The following is a 15965-nucleotide window of genomic DNA, read 5'->3' as shown; positions in this document are numbered from 1 at the left end:
CCAGCACAACGCAGGGGCCTCATCGTGCCATCGCGGGCACGGGGCGGGCCATCGCGGGACGCCGGGACTGTGCCCGCTCACAATCGGCGCCCGCCCGGATTGCGCCGCGTCCCCGAAACGGGGACCTGCTCTGGACCGGTGGCGGGTCCCCGTGGTGCCCTATGGGCCCCTTCCCTTTTTGAGATCTCGTCCAATAGGGGCCGGACGGCCGCGGGCGGGGTCGGTTCCCGCCGAGGAGGGACCCGCATGGCACACGAACGGGCACACGAACGGCTGCACGGACGTGAACGCGAGCTCCAGGCGATCGAGGTGATGCTCGACCGGGCCCGGGACGGGCACGGCGGCGCCCTGGCGATCACCGGGGACGCCGGGATCGGCCGGACGGCGCTGCTGGAGGCCGCCGTGGGGAGGGTCACCGTGCGCACGCCCGGATCCCGCAAGGGCAAGGCGTTCCGGGTGCTCGGGACGACCGGCGTCCCCGGGGAGACCGCCGTCCCCTACGCGGGGCTGCACCGGCTGCTGCGGCCCCTGGCCGGCGAGGTCGCGCGGCTGCCGCCGGCGCACCGGGACGCCCTCGCGACGATCCTGGACGGCGCGCCGCGCGCCGAGCCGTTCGTCTTGTTCACGGCGGTGTGCGAGCTGCTGGGCCGGGCCGCCCGGAACGGGCCCGTGCTGTGCCGGGCGGACGACGTGCAGTGGCTCGACCGGGGCTCGCTGGAGGTGCTGGCGTTCGCCGCCCGCCGCGTCGAGGAGGAGCCGGTGGCGGTGCTGTTCGCCGTCCGCGACGGCCGCCGCGACCCCGGCGGGCTCGCCGGCGTCCACCGGCTCCGGCTCGCGCCGCTGGACGAGGACGCCGGCCGCCGCGTGTTACGGGACGCGCTCGGCGACGCCTTCGACGGGGCCTTCGACGGCGCGGCGCGCGGCGACCTCGCCGAGGAGATCGTCGACCTGGCCTGCGGGCGGCCCGCCGCGATCCGCGACCTGGCCGCCGCGCTGACCCCCGGGCAGCTGTCCGGCGCCGCGCCGCCGCCGCGGGCGCTCCCGGCCGCCAGCGCCCTGCGCGCCCTGCACCGCCGCCGCTACCTGCGGCTTCCGGCAGGAGCGCGGCGGCTCGTGCTGATGGCGGCGGCGGAGGAATGGCTCGGCGCCGCGACCGTGGCGCGGGCCGCGCGGGCGGACGGCATCGGCGCCGGCGACCTGGACGCGGCCCGCGAGTCCGGGCTGCTGCGGTTCGAGGGCGAGGGGGTCACGGTGCGGAACCGGCTCGTCCGGTCCTCGCTGTGGGCGGACGCGTCGCGCGAGGAGCGGCAGGGCGCCCACGCGCTGCTCGCCGCCGCGCTCGTCCAGGAATGGCAGCGCCCCCGGCGGCTCTGGCACCGCGCGGCCGTGTCCGGCGAGCCCGACGACGGGCTCGCCGCCGAGCTGGCGGACGCCGCGGCCGCGGCGCGGACGGCGGGCCGGTACGCCGACTCCTGGCGGTCCTGGCAGCGCGCCGCCGCGCTGACCGTCGACCACGCCACCCGGACGGACCGCTACCTGGCCGCCGCCGACGACGCCTGGGCGAGCGGGCGGTCGCGCCGGGCCCGCGCCATGCTCCGGCAGGCCCGCCCGGACGGCCGCGACGGGACGCACGCCGCCCGCGCCGCCGGCCTGCGCGGCCGGATCGAGGCGGCGGCCGGCTCCCCCGCGGCGGCGCTGCCGATGCTGCGCGACGCCGCCGAAGGGCTCGCCGGAAAGGACGCGGAGGCCGCGCTGGACGCGCTGATGTGGGCGGCCGAGGCCGCCGACGCGTCCGGCGACCACCGCGCCTACCTGGAGGTCGCGGGCCGCGGCGCCTCCCTCGATCTCGCGCGGCCCGGCCCGCGCACCCGGCTGATGCTCGACCACCTCGCCGGCGTCGCCGCCGCGATCCGCGGCCGGTACCGCGAGGCGGCGGACCGTCTCGGCCGCGCCGCGGGCCTCGGCGCGGCCGTCACCGACCCCGCGGCGGGCGCGTGGGCGGCGCTCTCGGCGTTCGCGCTCGGCGACGGCACCGCCGCCCGCGCCCTGGCGGCCGGGGCCGTGGCGTCCGCCCGCCGGTCCGGCGACGCGCCCGCCGAGTCGTTCGCGCTCGTGGTCGCCGGCCGCTGCGAGGCGCTGCTCGGCCACCCGCCGGCGCCCATCGCCGCGTGCCACGACGGGCTGCGCCTCGCACGGGCGACCCGCCTGCACGGGCACGCCGCCGAGCACCACGCCACGCTCGCGCTCACCGCAGCGTTCAACGGCGACGAGGACGCCGCGCGCGGCCACCTGGAGCGGCTGGCCGGGACCGCCGACCAGCACGGCCTCACCCGCGCCGCCGCGCTCGGCTCGTGGGCGCCCGCCTGCCTGGACCTCGCCGCGGACCGGCCCGCCGACGCCGCCGCCCGCCTCGCCCTGCCCGGCGGCGCCGGGCTCGCCCACCCGCCGGCGCGGCTGCTCGCCGTCCCGCACCTGGTCGAGGCGCTGGTGCGCACCGGTGAGCACGACCGGGCCGCGCGGGCGTTCGAGCACTTCGGCCGCTGGACGGACGCCGCCGGCACCGGCCCCGGGCCGCGGGCGCTCTCCCGGCGCTGCCGGGCGCTGCTCGCCGGCCGCGACGGCGAGGCCGAGGAGCACTTCGCCGAGGCGCTGCGCCTGCACGAGGCCGCCGGCGCCGTGTTCGAGCTCGCCCGCACCGAGCTGCTCTTCGGGCACCGGCTGCGGCGCGGGCGGCGGCCCCGCGCCGCCCGCGAGCACCTGCGCGCCGCGCTGCGGATCTTCGAACGCTACGGCGCCGTCCCGTGGGCCGCGCGGGCCCGCGCCGAGCTGCGCGCCGCCGGGTCGGGCGACGACGCGTCCCGCGCGGCGGCCGGCGTCGCGAAGCTCACCGCGCAGCAGGCCCACATCGCCCGGCTGGCGGCCGAGGGGGCCACCAACCGGGAGATCGCGGCGCGGCTGCTGCTCAGCCCGCGGACCATCGACCACCATCTGCGCAACGTCTTCACCCGGCTCGGGATCCGCTCGCGCGTCGAGCTGGCCCGGCTGATCCGCTGACCGGCCGGCGGGCCGCCGGGGTCAGCGGACCTCCTCGTACTCCTCCTCGCGGTCCTCGGCCGTCTTGGAGTTCTTGGAGGCCGACTTGGACCCGCGGGAGTTGCCGGAGCTCTTGGCGTTCTTCGAGGACGAGGAGTCGGCGTCACCGCGCTTGCCGGACTTCTCCTCTTCCTCCAGCGCCTCCTCGTGCGTCTTGACGACCTCGCTGTCGCGGATCTCGCCGCGCCAGCCCTCGATCTCGTCGGCGCGGGTGATCGAGTTCGTCATCACGTACCGGCGGAAGTGCTTCAGTTCGAGCCGGGCGCGGCGGCCCTGGGCGCGCCACATGTTGCCGGTCTTCTCGAAGAAGCCCTGCGGGTGGTATTCGAGGACGACCAGGACCCGGGTCAGGTTCGGCGCCAGCTCGTGGAAGCTGACCGTCCCGTCCACGTGCCCCTTCGGCCCCTTCGAGCGCCACACGATGTGGTCGTCCGGGACCTGCTCGACGATCGTGGACTCCCACGTCCGGCTGGACCAGAAGATCTTGGCCTTCCAGTTCAGCTTGGTCTCGTCGGCCTGGTCGACGCTGATGACCTTCTTCATGAAGGACGGGTAGTCCTGGAACTGCGTCCACTGGTCGTAGACGAGGCGGCGGGGCGCACCGATGTCGGTGTGCTCGATGATGTTGGTGACCTTCACCTTCTTCCCGCCGCCGCTGCCGCCCTTGCCGCCGCCCTTGAGGACGCCGCCGACGGTGTCCTTGAGACGTCCGAACAGGCCCTTGCCGGCCGACTGCTTCTCCTCGGACTTGCCGGACCCTTCGTCCTTCTCGTCCTTGGTGTCGTTTCCGGCCTCGTTCGTGGCGCCGCTCTGCTCCGGCGCCTCCTTCTCGCGGCCCTTGCCCTGCTCCTGCTCGCCGGAGTCGGACGAGCCCTGCTCGTTCCGGCGCCCGGTCAGCGCGCGGCTCGCGGCGACGGCCGCGCCGGCGCCGAGCAGCAGGCCGCCCGCCGTCCCGGCGGTCCGCCCGCCGGGCAGGCCGGGCAGGGCCTTGGTGATGGTGCTCAGGCCGGGGGTGCGCTTGCGCCGCCCGCCCGGCAGCCGTTTCGCGATGGCGCCGACGGGCAGCCGCCCGATCGTGCTTCCTCGTTTCATGTCCGGTTCCTCACTACGGGGTTGTGACGGTCTCGCCGTCGCGGATCTCGCCGCGCCAGCCCTCCACCTCGTCCGGGCGGGTGAGCGCGTGCGTCATCACGTGGCGGCGGAAGTGCTTGAGCTCCAGGCGGACGCGGCGGCCCTGGGCGCGCCAGAGGTTGCCGGTCCGCTCGAAGAGGCCGACGGGGTGGTACTCCAGGACGAGCAGGACGCGGGTCATGTCGGGCGACAGCTCGTGGAAGCTGACCGTCCCGTCCACATGCCCCTTGGGTCCCTTCGAGCGCCACACGATGTGCTCGTCGGGGACCTGCTCGACGATCGACGACTCCCACGTCCGGCTGGACCAGAAGATCTTCGCCTTCCAGCTCAGCTTCTCGTCGGAGAGCTGGGCGACGCTGACGACCTTCTTCATGAAGGACGGGTAGTCCTGGAACCGCGTCCACTGGTCGTAGACCAGGCGGCGCGGCGCACCGATGTCGGTCTGTTCGACGATGTTGGTCAGCTTCCCCCTCCGCCCACGCCCGAAGATGCGGGCAAGGGTCTCCTTCAGGGCCGTCCAGCCGAAGCTCAGCAGCGCGCGGAACGGGGACCTGCCCTCCCGCAGCGCGGTGAACCCGGCCAGCGCGGCCTTGACCAGCGGCCCGCCCTGCTCCGCCTTCGCGGTGAGGCGCCGGACCTCGCGGTCGAGCCGCCGCCCGAACCGGGCGAGGGCCCGGTCCAGCACGCGGCGTCCCAGCCGGCGGGCCGAGAGCACGGCCAGCGCTCCGCCCGCGCCCGCGGCGGTCCCCGCCGCCAGCCCGGTCCGGAAGTTCATGTCCTGTCCATTTCGTCGTCCACTCGGGTACTGCGCCGGGTTACCCGGTCAATTCACGGCAAAACAGCCCCAAGCCCAGGAAAGACGGACCGGTGCCGGTCCCGGCCACCGGACAGGCTCTCCGGTCAAGGCCGGTATCCCGGCACCGTCCCGCCTTGTACTGTTTCGGCGTGCTCATGGGGCGAGACCGCGAGATGGACCGCGTCACCCGGCTGCTCGACGGCGCGCGCGACGGGCGCAGCGGGACGGTGGTCCTCCAAGGGGAGGCGGGGATCGGCAAGACCGCGCTCCTCGACCGGATCGCGTCCGGCGCCGGGGACCTGCGGCTCGTCCGCGGTGTGGGCATCGAGTCCGAGACCGAGCTGGCGTTCAGCGGCCTGCACCTGATGCTGCACCCGCACATCGACCGGCTCGGCGCGCTGCCGGCGCGGCAGGCGGCGGCGCTGCGGTCGGCGTTCGGCGTCGGCGACGGGCCCGCCGGCGACCGCTTCCTGATCGGCGCGGCCACCCTCACCCTGCTGTCCGAGCTGGCCGCCGACCGGCCGCTGGCGTGCCTGGTCGACGACGCGCAGTGGCTCGACACCGCCTCGCTGGACGCGCTGCTGTTCGCCGCCCGCCGTCTCGGCGCCGACCGGATCGCGATGCTCTTCGCGGTGCGGGACGGCGCCCGCCCCTTCCCCGGCCACGGCCTCGACGTCGTCCGGCTGGCGGGGCTGGACCGCGCCGCCGCCGAGCAGCTCGTGACCGCGCACGCGCCGGCGCTGACCGTCCCGGTGCGGGAGCGGCTGCTGGACGAGGCGGCCGGCAACCCGCTCGCCCTCATCGAGCTGGCGAGCGCGCTCCAGTCCCGCCCGGCCCGGCACGCCGGGCCGCTGCCGGTCGGCGGCCGGGTCCAGGAGACCTTCCGCCGCCGGCTGGCCGAGATGCCGGACGCCACCCGCCGGCTGCTGCTAGTGGTCGCCGCCGACGCCACCGCCGACCTCGGCGTCGTGCTGCGCGCCGGGGAGGCGCTCGGGCTCACGCCGGCCGACCTCGGTCCCGCCGAGGAGGCCGGGCTCGTCGTCCTCGACGGCGACGAGGTGCGGTTCCGGCACCCGCTCATCCGCGCCGTCACCTACCAGGACGCCCCCCACCACCGGCGGATCGAGGTGCACGGCGCCCTGGCCGCGACGCTCGCCGGCGACGGGCACGCCGACCGCCGCGCCTGGCACCTGGCGGCCTCCGCCACCGGCCCGGACGAGGACGTCGCGGCCGAGCTGGAGCGGGTCGCGCACCGCGCCGGGCGCCGCGGCGGGTCGGCCGCCGTCGCCGCCGCCTACGAGCGCGCGGCGCGGCTCAGCACCGCGGCCGAGAGCAAGGCCCGCCGGCTCGTCCAGGCGGCGCGGGCCGCCTACGACGCGGGCCGCCCCGACCAGGCCACCCGCCTCGCCGCCGAGGCCGAGCACAACACCGAGGACGCCGGGATCGTCGCCGAGGCCACCTTCGTCCGCGCCCAGGTCGCCTACGAGCGCACCTCGCCGGCCGCGGACGCGGCACTGGCGCTGCGGGGCGCGGCGCTGATCGCCGCGAGCGACCCCGAGCGGGCCGTGTCGATGCTGACCGAGGCCGTCTGGTGCGCCCGGGACGCCGGCGCGCACGACCTGGTGCGGCAGAGCGTCGACCTGCTCCGCCAGATCGAGCTTCCGGCGGGGTCGGCGAAGGCGCCGGTCGCCGCGGGCCTGATCGCCTACGGGCGGCTGGCCGGCGGCGCGGCCGGCGCGCCCGGCGCGGTCCCCGCGATGCGCGCCCTGTTCGAGGCGGCGCGGGACGGCCTCGTCGAGGACGTCGTCGACAACATCATCGGCGGCTTCATGGGGCTGCTCGTGGCCGCCGACCGTCCCGCGACCGAGCTGCTGGAGCGGCTGGCGGCGCAGGCCAGGGCCGAGGGCGCGCTCGGCTTGCTGCCCTACATCCTGGAGCCCCTCGCGATCGGCCGGCTGCTGCTCGGCGACCTGCGCGGCGCGGACTCGGCCGCGCAGGAGGGCCTGTCGCTGGCCGCCGACATCGGCATGGACATACAGGTCACCGCGCTCCGGTGCATCGTGGTGCGGCTGGAGCCGGACCCGGAGCGGTCGCGCGCCATGGCGACCGGCCTCCGCAAGCACGCCGATGTGCACCCGACCAACACGGCGCTGGCGTCGTGGGGGCTCGGCCTTCTCGACCTCGCCGGCGGGCGCGCCGAGGCCGCCCTTGAGCGGCTGGACGAGGTGTGCTCCGGCCCCGCGCGGTACGACGTGCTGATCCGCGCCGTGCCGGACCACGCGGAGGCCGCGGTGCGGGCCGGGCGCCCGGACCTCGCCCGGACCCACCTCCCCGCGTTCGAGGCGTGGGCGGCGGCCGCCTCGTGCACCGCCCTGCTGTCGCGCTGCCGCGCCCTCCTCGCGGACGGTGGCGCGGCCGAGGAGCACTACCGCGCCGCGCTGGACCTGCACGGCGACCACGCCTACGACGCGGCCAGGACCCGGCTCCTCTACGGCGAGTGGCTGCGCCGGCGGCGCCGCCGCACCGAGGCCGGGACCGAGCTGGCCGCAGCCCGGGACGCGTTCGCCCGGCTCGGCGCGGCCGGCTGGGCCGAGCGCGCCCGCGCCGAGCTGGAGGTCCTCGGCGACCGCCCGGCGGCCCGCGCCGGGGACGCCGACCCGCTGAAACGGCTGACCCCGCAGGAGCTGCAGGTCGTCCGGCTCGCCGCGGCCGGGCTCAGCAACCGCGAGATCGGCGCGCAGCTCTTCCTGAGCCCGCGCACCGTCGGGCACCACCTCTACAAGGCGTATCCGAAGATCGGTGTGACCCGCCGTGTGGAGCTCGCCCGCCTCGTATCGGACACATGACTTACCCTCTCCGCGCCGTCCCGTCACGCGCCCGCAGCCGAACCGCCCCGCAGGCCTGATTCGCCCTCTGACCTGCGCCGTTCAAGGCCCGTACCGCGACCGATGCGGGCCGTCCGGCCGCGCGCCTAGCGTCGGTTCCGATCGGCGGGCCGCACCGGACGGGCGGCCCCGGACGGACGGAGAACGGCATGCTTCTGGAGAACAAGACCGCGATCGTCTTCGGCGGCGGCGGACAGATCGGCGGTGCCATGGCACGCGGCTTCGCGGCCGAGGGCGCGCGGGTGTTCCTCGCCGGCCGCACCCCGGCGACGCTCGACATCGTCGCCGAGGACGTCCGCGGCAAGGGCGGCCTCGCCGAGACGGCCCGCGTGGACGCCCTGGACCGGGACGCGGTGAACGGCTGGGTCGACTCCGTCGCGGAGACCTCGGGCAGCGTCGACATCGTGGTCAACGTCATCTCCCACGACGCCCTGTTCGGCCCCATGATCGAGGCGGAGCCCGCGGCCTTCGCCCGCTCGCTGGAGAAGGTCGCCCTGTCGTTCCTGCTGACGACCCAGGCCGCCGCGCGCCACATGGTCAAGCAGGGCTCCGGCGTGATCCTGCACTTCGGCGGCTCCGACAGCGGGAACCGCATGGCCGGCCTCGGGAACGTGCAGGTCGGCAACGACATGGTGGAGGCGATGCGCCGCCAGTGGGCGTGCGAGCTCGGGCCGCACTCGGTCCGCGTCCTGTCGATGCGCACCGGCGGCATCGCCGAGACCATCCCGGACATGCCGGAGACGGAGCCGGTCAAGCAGCAGATGGTGGACGCCACCCTCACCAAGCGCGCCGCGACGCTCGCCGACGTCGGCCGCGTCGCCGCGTTCCTGGCCTCCGACCACGCCGCCAGCCTGACCTCGACGCAGGTCAACATCTCCGCCGGGGCGCTGGTCGACTGACCCCGGTGGTCGGCCGGGCCGGTCGGCTGACGGGGCCCGCGTCAGCAGATCCGGGGCAGCGGGTCCCCGACGAGCAGGTCGACGATGCGGGTGCCGCCGAAGGCGGTCTTCATCAGGACGAGCCCGGACGGGTCGTCCCGGACATGGCCGATGAGGGCGGCCTCCGCGCCGAGGGGGTGGGCGCGGAGCGCCGCCAGCGCCGCGTCCGCGTGCTCGGGCGCGACCACGGCCACCGCGCGGCCCTCGCACGCCACGTACAGCGGGTCGATGCCGAGCAGCTCGCAGGCGCCGCGCACGGCGGGGCGGACGGGGATCGCGTCCTCGTCCACCGCCACCGCCAGCCCCGCGTCCGACGCCAGCTCGTTGAGGACGGTCGCCACGCCGCCCCGGGTGGCGTCCCGCATCCGGCGGACGCCGCCGGGGCACGCGTCGGCCAGGCCCGCGAGCAGGCAGTTCAGCGGCGCGGTGTCCGAGCGCAGGTCGGCCTCGATGTCCAGCTCGCCGCGGGCCAGCATGATCGTGACGCCGTGCTCGCCGATCGGCCCGGTCACCAGCACGGCGTCGCCCGGCCTGAGCTCGCCGGACGGCGCGGCGCGCACGACGCCCACGCCGGCGGTGGTGACGTAGCAGCCGTCGGCCTTCCCGCGCTCGACGACCTTGGTGTCGCCGGTGACGATGTCGACGCCCGCGGCGTCGGCCGCGGCCCGCATCGACGCGGTGACGCGGCGCAGGTCGGCGACCGGGAAGCCCTCTTCCAGGATGAACCCGGCCGACAGGTGCAGCGGGCGGGCGCCGCAGACGGCCAGGTCGTTGACGGTCCCGTTGACGGCGAGGTCGCCGATGTCGCCGCCGGGGAAGAACAGCGGGGACACCACGTAGGAGTCGGTGGTGAAGGCGAGGTCGGCGCCGTTCAGCGTGAACCGCGCCGAGTCGTCCATCCGGTCCAGCAGCGGGTTGCCGAACGCCTCGCGGAACACGGCGTCGACCAGCGTGCGGGTGGCCTTGCCTCCGGCGCCGTGCGCGAGCGTGATGGTGTCCTCGCGGAGCCGGGCCTTGCGCCCGCGCGCCCGGTCGATGCGGTCGAGGACCTGCTCTTCGCGGATCGTCATCGGGTCGCCTCCTTGACGCGCTCACGGGTGAAACGGCCGAAGTTGTAGTAGGCGGCGCACGCCCCCTCGGACGAGACCATGCAGGTGCCGATCGGCGTCTCCGGAGTGCAGGCGGTCCCGAAGACCTTGCACTCCCACGGTTTCAGGACGCCCTTCAGCACCTCCCCGCACTGGCACGCCTTCGGGTCCGCGACCCGGCCGCCCGGGATGTCGAAGACGCGCTCGGCGTCGAAGGCCGCGTACTCGTCCTTCAGCCGGAGGGCGGAGTTGGAGATGAAGCCGAGGCCGCGCCACTCGAAGTACGGGCGCGGCTCCATGGTGCGGGCGATGGCGTCCAGCGCCCTGGGGTTGCCGTCCCACGGGACGACCCGGCCGTACTGGTTCTCGACCTCCGCCCGGCCCGACGCGAGCTGGGCCAGCAGCATGTGCACCGACTGCAGCAGGTCCAGCGGCTCGAACCCCGCGACGACCAGCGGCCTGCCGTAGTCGCCGGGGATGAACGAGTACGGCCCGCAGCCGATCACGGTGGACACGTGGCCGGGGCCGAGGAAGCCGTCCAGCCGCAGGTCGGGCGAGTCGAGGATGGCCTTGATCGCCGGGAGGATCGTGACGTGGTTGCAGAACACCGAGAAGTTCTCCACCCCGGCCGCCGCCGCCCGCAGCACCGTCATCGCGGTGGACGGCGCGGTCGTCTCGAACCCGATCCCCATGAACACCACGCGCCGGGACGGGTTCCGCTCGGCGATCCTCAGCGCGTCCAGCGGCGAGTACACCATCCGGATGTCGGCGCCGGCGGCCTTGGCGTCCAGGAACGAGCCGCTCCCGCCCGGCACCCGCATCATGTCGCCGAACGACGCCATGATCACGTCGGGCCGGGAGGCGATGTGGATCGCGTCGTCCACCCGCCCCATCGGGATCACGCACACGGGGCAGCCCGGCCCGTGCACCAGCGAGACGCTCTCCGGCAGGTAGTCCTCGATGCCGTGCTTGTAGATGGTGTGCGTGTGGCCGCCGCACACCTCCATGAACTTGTACTGCCGGCCGGGCTCGCACAGCGCGGCGATCGACGCCGCGAGCGCCCGCGCCTTCTCCGCGTCCCGGTACTCGTCGACGAAGCGCATCAGCCGATCCCCGATTCCCGCAGCGCGTCGATCTCATCGTCGTAGGCCGCGCCGACGCCCTCCAGCATCCGCAGCGTGGCCTTCGCCTCCGCCTCGTCGATCCGCGACATGGCGAACCCGACGTGGATGAGGACCCAGTCGCCGACGGCGAGCCGCTCCCCGTCGAGCAGGGCGATGTTCACGGCCCGCCGCACGCCGGTGACGTCCACCGTCGCCAGCGGGCGGTCCGGCATGATCTCCACGATCTCGCCCGGTATCGCCAGGCACATCAGACGGCCTCCCGTGTGAGTTCCCGCTGCGTCAGCTCCCACAGCGCGTGGTAGATCGTCGTCTGCGCCTCCTGGATCCGGTGCACCGACGACGACGGGACGACGAACAGGTGGTGCAGGCCCGGCAGCTCCGCCATCTGCCCGCCGGTGTATCCGGCGAGGCCGGCCGTCACCATCCCCCGCCGCGCCGCCTCCCGCAGCGCGGCGATCAGGTTGTCGGAGTTCCCGCTGGTGGACAGCGCCAGCGCGATGTCGCCCGGACGCCCGAACGCGGCGAGCTGCCGGGCGAACACCACCTCGAACCCGACGTCGTTGGACAGCGCGGTGACGACCGCGACGTCGGTGGTGAGCGCCAGCGCCGGCAGCGGGCGCGCGGCCCCGCCCGGGGTGAGGAACGCCGCCCCTCCCGGGTTGAGGAACAGCGCGGCGACGTCCTGAGCGTCCGTCGAGCTGCCGCCGTTGCCGAACGTGAAGAGCCGGCCGCCGGAGCGGAACGCGTCCGCCATCCGCGCGGCGCAGCCGGCGAGGTCCGCGCCGTACTCCTCCAGCACGGCCTCGCGCAGCCGGACGATGTCGCGCACCTTCTCCGCGGTGGAACGGCGGACGTCCTCCATGAGGGTGTCCAGGCCCGAGCCGCCCGCGTAGAGGAACGGATAGAGCATGTCGGTCATGTCACGACCCCGATCGCCTCCTTGGCGTGGACGAGCACGGTGTCGCCGGGCCTCGCGTCCACGAGCGCGACGCTGACCCGCTCCAGCCGGCCGCCCCCGGTGTCGACGTCGGCGAGGCCGTCGCCGAGGAGTCGCGCGACCACGACGGGGACCGCCTCGTCCGAGCAGGTCACGCAGTGGTCACCGGTGCACTCCGTCACGCGACCACCTCCTTGGCGAGCACGCCCGGCTGCTCCAGGAACACGTGCACCAGCTCCCAGAGCAGGTGGTACGCCGTGACGTGCACCTCCTTGACGACCAGCGGATCGGCGGACCGCACGGTCACCAGATGGTCGGCCGCCCCGGCGAGCGTCCCGCCGTCGCCGCCCGCGAGCGCGACCGTCAGCATGCCGAGGTCCCGCGCGCTCCGCAGGCCGCGCAGGACGTTGCCGCAGCGGCCGTCCGGCGAGATCCCGAACGCGATGTCGTCCGGGCCGCCGAAGCAGCGGACCTGGTGCGCGAACACGTCGTCGAACCCGGCGCCGGCGCACACGCCGGTGAGGGTCGCGACGTCGCCGGTGAGCGACAGCGCCGGCAGCGCCCGCTTCCCGACGATCACCGGGTGGACGAACTCGACCGCGACGTGCTGCGCGTCCGTCGCGGCGGCGCCGTTGCCGAACGTGAACAGGCGCCCGCCGCGGTGGAACCGGACCGCCATCGCGTGGCAGGCGGCGGCGATCGCGCCGGCCTCGTCCGCGAGGGCGGCGGCCGGTTCCGCGCGCCGCCGGAAGACCTCGGCCGCGGCGCCGGTCACCGGTCACCACCTCCGGGCGGCGGCGGGACGTCCCGCACCCCGTGCCGGCGGAGCGACATCTCCACGGCGAGGTCCCACCGGTCCGACAGCTCCCGCGACATCGCGTGGGCGTCGTCGCACATCGCCGCCGCGACCGCCGCCGTCTCGCGGTCCCCCGCGCGCTCGGCGACCCGCCGCAGCATCTCGCCCGCCGCGATCTGCAGGTGGACGGCGACGTAGGCGTCCCGCACGTGCTTGCCGGCGCGGTCGCGGCGGCTGCGCCCGAGCCCGCCCTCGACCACGGCGGCGAACAGCATCCCCGCGTCCTTGATGATCGACGGCGCCGCGCCGTGCGCGCGCAGCCGCCCCTCGATCGCCCGCGTGTGCGCCCGCGACCGTTCCGCGTACCGCCCGAGCGGGCGGCAGATGCGGGGTTCGTCCGCCGCGGTGGTCAGCAGCTCGCTCAGCGCGGCCTCGACGTGTTCCTGCAGCGCGTGCGCGTCCTTCAGGTAGCCGACGAGCTGCCGCTCGACCGTCGTCATCAGCGTCCGATCGGGCACCCCGATCACATGGACTCGGACTTGAGGTACCGGCGCAGCGCCGGCATCTCCTTCACGAGCACGACCAGCGCGCCCGCCGCGAACAGCCCGGCCATCAGCCTGAGCATGCCCGGACCGATGTGGATTCCCTTCCTCATGTCCCTGCTCCCCCCTGAGCGAGTTCCTCTTCCAGCAGCCCCTCGACCAGCCGGACGGCCTCCTCGACCGCCGCGCCGGCCGCGGCGCTGAGCTCCATCTCCCATGTCGCCTCCGTGGTCCGCGCCGACGGCTCGCACGCCACGAGCAGCACCCGCGGCGGGACGGCCCCGTTCTCCCTGGCCAGCCTCAGCACCCGCGCGGGGTCGAGGCCGTGCGCGTCGACGGCGGCGCCGAAGCCGTCCTGGCCGTCGCGGTCCGGCTCGATGAGCGACACGGTTCCGGGCGCGTGGCCGCGCTCCGCCGCGTCGACCAGCACCACCGTCCGGTACCCGTCCCCGAGCGCGTACATCAGATCGAGACCGCGGATGCCGAAGTCGACGACGTCAACGCCCGGCGGCGTCTCCCGTGCCCTCAGCCGCCGGACGACCTCCACCCCGAACCCGTCGTCGCCGTGGAACACGTTCCCGATGCCCGCGACGAGCACCTGCCGCGGCGGCGCCTCCCCCGGCAGCGGCTCCACCTCGTCCGGCCGGACGAAGAACCGGTGCCCGAGCTGGTCGCGGGCGCCGAGGTCGCGCCCCGGGTCGCCGTCCACCGCCACGACCAGGTGCAGGCCGCCCTCCATGTCCTCCTCGACCCGCTCGACGGTGGCGGCGCGCCCGACGAGGGCCAGGTCGAAGATGTCCGCGCCGCCGCGGGGACGCAGCCGGACCCGGCTCCCGGGCGCCGGCTCCGCGCCGCCGGCGATCGCCCGCCCGCTCACCACACGTCCCTCCGCGGGTCGCGCAGCGCGCCGTGCAGGGCGAGCAGCTCGCCCGCGGACAGGGCGCCGCACCGCTCCAGGATCTCCCGCGCCTTCGGGTCCGTCGCCGCCATCTCCCGCCGCTCCTCCTCGGTCAGGCTGAGCACGCTGAGGATCAGCAGCCGGTCGATCTCCGTCCCGTCGAACAGGTCGCCGGGGCTCTCCGCCGCCACCTGCGGCCAGTCGTACAGGACGATCGGCGCCGCGAGGACGGTGTCGTAGGTGCCGGGCCGCCCTGCGAGCACCGGCCACAGCCCGTCCTTGCCGCACTCCGCCACCGCCCCGGCCAGCGCCTCCGGCGGATCGGTCGGCGAGACGAACGAGCCGCCGGTGGTGTGCGCGACGACGTGCGCGCACAGCATCCCGGACCGGACCGCCTCCGCGCGCTCCCCCGCGTCGGCGGCGTTGACGACCTCCACCCGCACCCGCACGGCGCCGTCCCCCGCGGGCACGGCCGACACTTCCGCCCACCCGTCCACGCGGCCCCAGGACCGGGTGAACCGCACGTCCCCGTCGATCCGTTCATCTTCGGCGCCCGCGGCGATGGCGACCGGCAGCCGCACGGCGCCGTCCAGGAGACGATCGACCGGGACCCGGCCGGTCGTCAGCTCCCGCTCGCGGGCCTCCTGCCAGGTCGTGAACGTCTCGTCCCCGAAGCGGACCCGCTCGACCGGCGTGTCGCCGTCGACGACCTGGCGGTGCACCTCTTGCAGGAACCGCAGCGTCACCTCGACATCGGCGCCCGGCGCGGTCTCCAGGACGAACTCGGCGTGCACCGTCCAGCGGTCGTCCTCCCGCTCGGCGTACGGCCGCGGGTAGACGCCGCCGATCGTCCACCGCCGCTGGTTCTTCAAGGCCGACTGCCGGTAGGGCCACAGCAGGTAGCCCTCGTAGAGGACCGCGTCCGCGATCGACCTCACGCGGTCCACTCTTCCTCCTCCTCGTCGCGCAGCCTCTCGGCCCGGCGGAGCAGCTCGTCGACCGTGTCGTCGAACGAGGAGTGCGCGCGCCGCGCCCGGTAGGCCGACAGCCGGGCGAAGCAGTCGTCGTCCAGGCGGAGCCAGCGCGCGGTGCCGTAGTAGCGGCGCATCAGGTCGCGCCACGCCTGGACCGGCAGCACGCCCGTGGCCTCGTGGTGCCACGGGATCTGCCCGGTGCGCAGCCGCCCGTCCTCGCCCGGATAGAAGACGGTGCCGTTGAAAGTGAGGTCGAGCGGCACGTCGCCGCCGCCGAGCGCGTGCAGGTACCGGTCGGCCGCCACCTGCATGTCGTGCCCGCACGGCACCGCCAGCGTCACCTCCGTCCCGCCGCGGAACGACGGCACCGTGGCGCCGACGCGCGCCCACGTCAGGCCGTGCAGCGACCGGTCCCACATGTCCGGCGTGCCGAACACGCCCGCCAGCCGCTCGCGCTCGCCGTCGTCGTAGCCCCGGCGCGCCGCCGCGATCGTCACCGTCGTGGTGAGCAGGACGCACTGCACGGGACCGCCGTCCAGCCGCCGCAGCCCGATCCGCAGGTTCAGCGTCGGCGTCGCCGCGAACGTCTCCGCCTCCACCCCCAGCAGATCGAGCCCCAGCTCAGGTGTCACCCCGCCCGTCTCGTGCACAGGACCGGCCTTCGAGGTGCTCATGCCCGTCTCTTGCGGGGGGCCGACCCCCCGCACCCCCCGCTTCGCTTCGCTCATGCCCGTCTCTTGCGGGGGGCCGACCCCCCGCACCC

General features: G+C 75.5%; 16 protein-coding genes. 3 read left to right on the top strand and 13 right to left on the bottom strand.

The genetic code is table 11. The annotated features are described in order from the left end of the window. Window positions 1-246: 246 nt before the first annotated feature. Window positions 247-3054: a helix-turn-helix transcriptional regulator gene (locus BM339_RS34895; RefSeq protein ID WP_075023633.1), complete on the top strand. Its 2808-nt coding sequence runs from the start codon at window positions 247-249 to the stop codon at window positions 3052-3054. 21 nt (window positions 3055-3075) lie between these two features. On the opposite strand, the gene BM339_RS34890 is transcribed toward BM339_RS34895, so the two are convergent. Both BM339_RS34890 and BM339_RS34885 read right to left on the bottom strand, forming a co-directional pair. After that, window positions 3076-4185, bottom strand: a complete 1110-nt coding sequence (locus BM339_RS34890) for an SRPBCC family protein (RefSeq protein WP_075023632.1) — start codon at window positions 4183-4185, stop codon at window positions 3076-3078. Between the two features lie 13 nt (window positions 4186-4198). Further along, window positions 4199-4999, bottom strand: a complete 801-nt coding sequence (locus BM339_RS34885) for an SRPBCC family protein (protein WP_075023631.1) — start codon at window positions 4997-4999, stop codon at window positions 4199-4201. 176 nt (window positions 5000-5175) lie between these two features. Between BM339_RS34885 and BM339_RS34880 the strand changes: the two genes are divergently transcribed. Together BM339_RS34880 and BM339_RS34875 are read left to right on the top strand one after the other, a co-directional pair. Then, window positions 5176-7866: an ATP-binding protein gene (locus tag BM339_RS34880; RefSeq protein ID WP_075023664.1), complete on the top strand. Its 2691-nt coding sequence runs from the start codon at window positions 5176-5178 to the stop codon at window positions 7864-7866. Window positions 7867-8054: 188 nt separating this feature from the next. Then, the gene (locus tag BM339_RS34875) at window positions 8055-8804 is read left to right on the top strand and encodes an SDR family NAD(P)-dependent oxidoreductase (protein ID WP_021599685.1); all 750 of its coding nucleotides are present in this window, start codon (window positions 8055-8057) and stop codon (window positions 8802-8804) included. Window positions 8805-8845: 41 nt separating this feature from the next. Here the strand turns inward: BM339_RS34875 and hypE are convergent, their stop codons facing one another. The 11 genes from hypE to BM339_RS34825 are packed head-to-tail and all read right to left on the bottom strand — an operon-like array spanning window position 8846 to window position 15876. After that, window positions 8846-9913 carry a hydrogenase expression/formation protein HypE gene (gene hypE / locus BM339_RS34870; RefSeq protein WP_075023630.1) on the bottom strand — a complete coding sequence of 356 codons (1068 nt, stop codon included), beginning with the start codon at window positions 9911-9913 and terminating at the stop codon, window positions 8846-8848. Next, the gene (gene hypD / locus BM339_RS34865; RefSeq protein ID WP_021599683.1) at window positions 9910-11034 is read right to left on the bottom strand and encodes a hydrogenase formation protein HypD; all 1125 of its coding nucleotides are present in this window, start codon (window positions 11032-11034) and stop codon (window positions 9910-9912) included. The genes hypE and hypD overlap by 4 nt, the downstream gene beginning before the upstream one ends. After that, window positions 11034-11303 carry a HypC/HybG/HupF family hydrogenase formation chaperone gene (locus BM339_RS34860; RefSeq protein WP_021599682.1) on the bottom strand — a complete coding sequence of 90 codons (270 nt, stop codon included), beginning with the start codon at window positions 11301-11303 and terminating at the stop codon, window positions 11034-11036. The genes hypD and BM339_RS34860 overlap by 1 nt, the downstream gene beginning before the upstream one ends. After that, window positions 11303-11974 (bottom strand): D-sedoheptulose-7-phosphate isomerase, encoded by a 672-nt coding sequence (locus BM339_RS34855; protein WP_075023629.1) that lies wholly within the window; start codon window positions 11972-11974, stop codon window positions 11303-11305. The genes BM339_RS34860 and BM339_RS34855 overlap by 1 nt, the downstream gene beginning before the upstream one ends. After that, complete coding sequence (locus BM339_RS34850) at window positions 11971-12174, bottom strand: HypC/HybG/HupF family hydrogenase formation chaperone (RefSeq protein WP_021599680.1); 204 nt, start codon at window positions 12172-12174, stop codon at window positions 11971-11973. The genes BM339_RS34855 and BM339_RS34850 overlap by 4 nt, the downstream gene beginning before the upstream one ends. Beyond that, window positions 12171-12767 carry a D-sedoheptulose-7-phosphate isomerase gene (locus BM339_RS34845; protein WP_075023628.1) on the bottom strand — a complete coding sequence of 199 codons (597 nt, stop codon included), beginning with the start codon at window positions 12765-12767 and terminating at the stop codon, window positions 12171-12173. Before BM339_RS34845 ends, BM339_RS34850 begins: the two co-directional genes overlap by 4 nt. Beyond that, the gene (locus tag BM339_RS34840) at window positions 12764-13306 is read right to left on the bottom strand and encodes a DUF892 family protein (RefSeq protein WP_021597127.1); all 543 of its coding nucleotides are present in this window, start codon (window positions 13304-13306) and stop codon (window positions 12764-12766) included. Before BM339_RS34840 ends, BM339_RS34845 begins: the two co-directional genes overlap by 4 nt. 5 nt (window positions 13307-13311) lie before the next feature. Then, window positions 13312-13443 (bottom strand): DUF6893 family small protein, encoded by a 132-nt coding sequence (locus BM339_RS51900; protein WP_021597128.1) that lies wholly within the window; start codon window positions 13441-13443, stop codon window positions 13312-13314. Next, window positions 13440-14207, bottom strand: coding sequence for a hydrogenase maturation protease (locus tag BM339_RS34835; RefSeq protein WP_075023663.1), 768 nt, complete (start codon window positions 14205-14207; stop codon window positions 13440-13442). The genes BM339_RS51900 and BM339_RS34835 overlap by 4 nt, the downstream gene beginning before the upstream one ends. Further along, the gene (locus tag BM339_RS34830; protein ID WP_075023627.1) at window positions 14204-15175 is read right to left on the bottom strand and encodes a hypothetical protein; all 972 of its coding nucleotides are present in this window, start codon (window positions 15173-15175) and stop codon (window positions 14204-14206) included. Before BM339_RS34830 ends, BM339_RS34835 begins: the two co-directional genes overlap by 4 nt. Next, window positions 15163-15876: a DUF6084 family protein gene (locus BM339_RS34825; protein ID WP_075023626.1), complete on the bottom strand. Its 714-nt coding sequence runs from the start codon at window positions 15874-15876 to the stop codon at window positions 15163-15165. The genes BM339_RS34830 and BM339_RS34825 overlap by 13 nt, the downstream gene beginning before the upstream one ends. Between the last annotated feature and the right edge of the window lie 89 nt (window positions 15877-15965).

Source organism: Actinomadura madurae (assembly GCF_900115095.1).
In the GTDB taxonomy this organism is placed as follows: domain Bacteria; phylum Actinomycetota; class Actinomycetes; order Streptosporangiales; family Streptosporangiaceae; genus Spirillospora; species Spirillospora madurae.
The sequence above is the reverse complement of the archived record's forward strand: the minus strand, read 5'-3'. Positions and strand labels throughout refer to the sequence as shown.

Coding starts and splice junctions, on each gene's coding strand:
- BM339_RS34895 (WP_075023633.1), top strand. CDS start 247: ATGGCACACGAACGGGCACACGAACGGCTGCACGGACGTGAACGCGAG.
- BM339_RS34890 (WP_075023632.1), bottom strand. CDS start 4,185: ATGAAACGAGGAAGCACGATCGGGCGGCTGCCCGTCGGCGCCATCGCG.
- BM339_RS34885 (WP_075023631.1), bottom strand. CDS start 4,999: ATGAACTTCCGGACCGGGCTGGCGGCGGGGACCGCCGCGGGCGCGGGC.
- BM339_RS34880 (WP_075023664.1), top strand. CDS start 5,176: ATGGGGCGAGACCGCGAGATGGACCGCGTCACCCGGCTGCTCGACGGC.
- BM339_RS34875 (WP_021599685.1), top strand. CDS start 8,055: ATGCTTCTGGAGAACAAGACCGCGATCGTCTTCGGCGGCGGCGGACAG.
- hypE (WP_075023630.1), bottom strand. CDS start 9,913: ATGACGATCCGCGAAGAGCAGGTCCTCGACCGCATCGACCGGGCGCGC.
- hypD (WP_021599683.1), bottom strand. CDS start 11,034: ATGCGCTTCGTCGACGAGTACCGGGACGCGGAGAAGGCGCGGGCGCTC.
- BM339_RS34860 (WP_021599682.1), bottom strand. CDS start 11,303: ATGTGCCTGGCGATACCGGGCGAGATCGTGGAGATCATGCCGGACCGC.
- BM339_RS34855 (WP_075023629.1), bottom strand. CDS start 11,974: ATGACCGACATGCTCTATCCGTTCCTCTACGCGGGCGGCTCGGGCCTG.
- BM339_RS51900 (WP_021597128.1), bottom strand. CDS start 13,443: ATGAGGAAGGGAATCCACATCGGTCCGGGCATGCTCAGGCTGATGGCC.
- BM339_RS34825 (WP_075023626.1), bottom strand. CDS start 15,876: ATGAGCACCTCGAAGGCCGGTCCTGTGCACGAGACGGGCGGGGTGACA.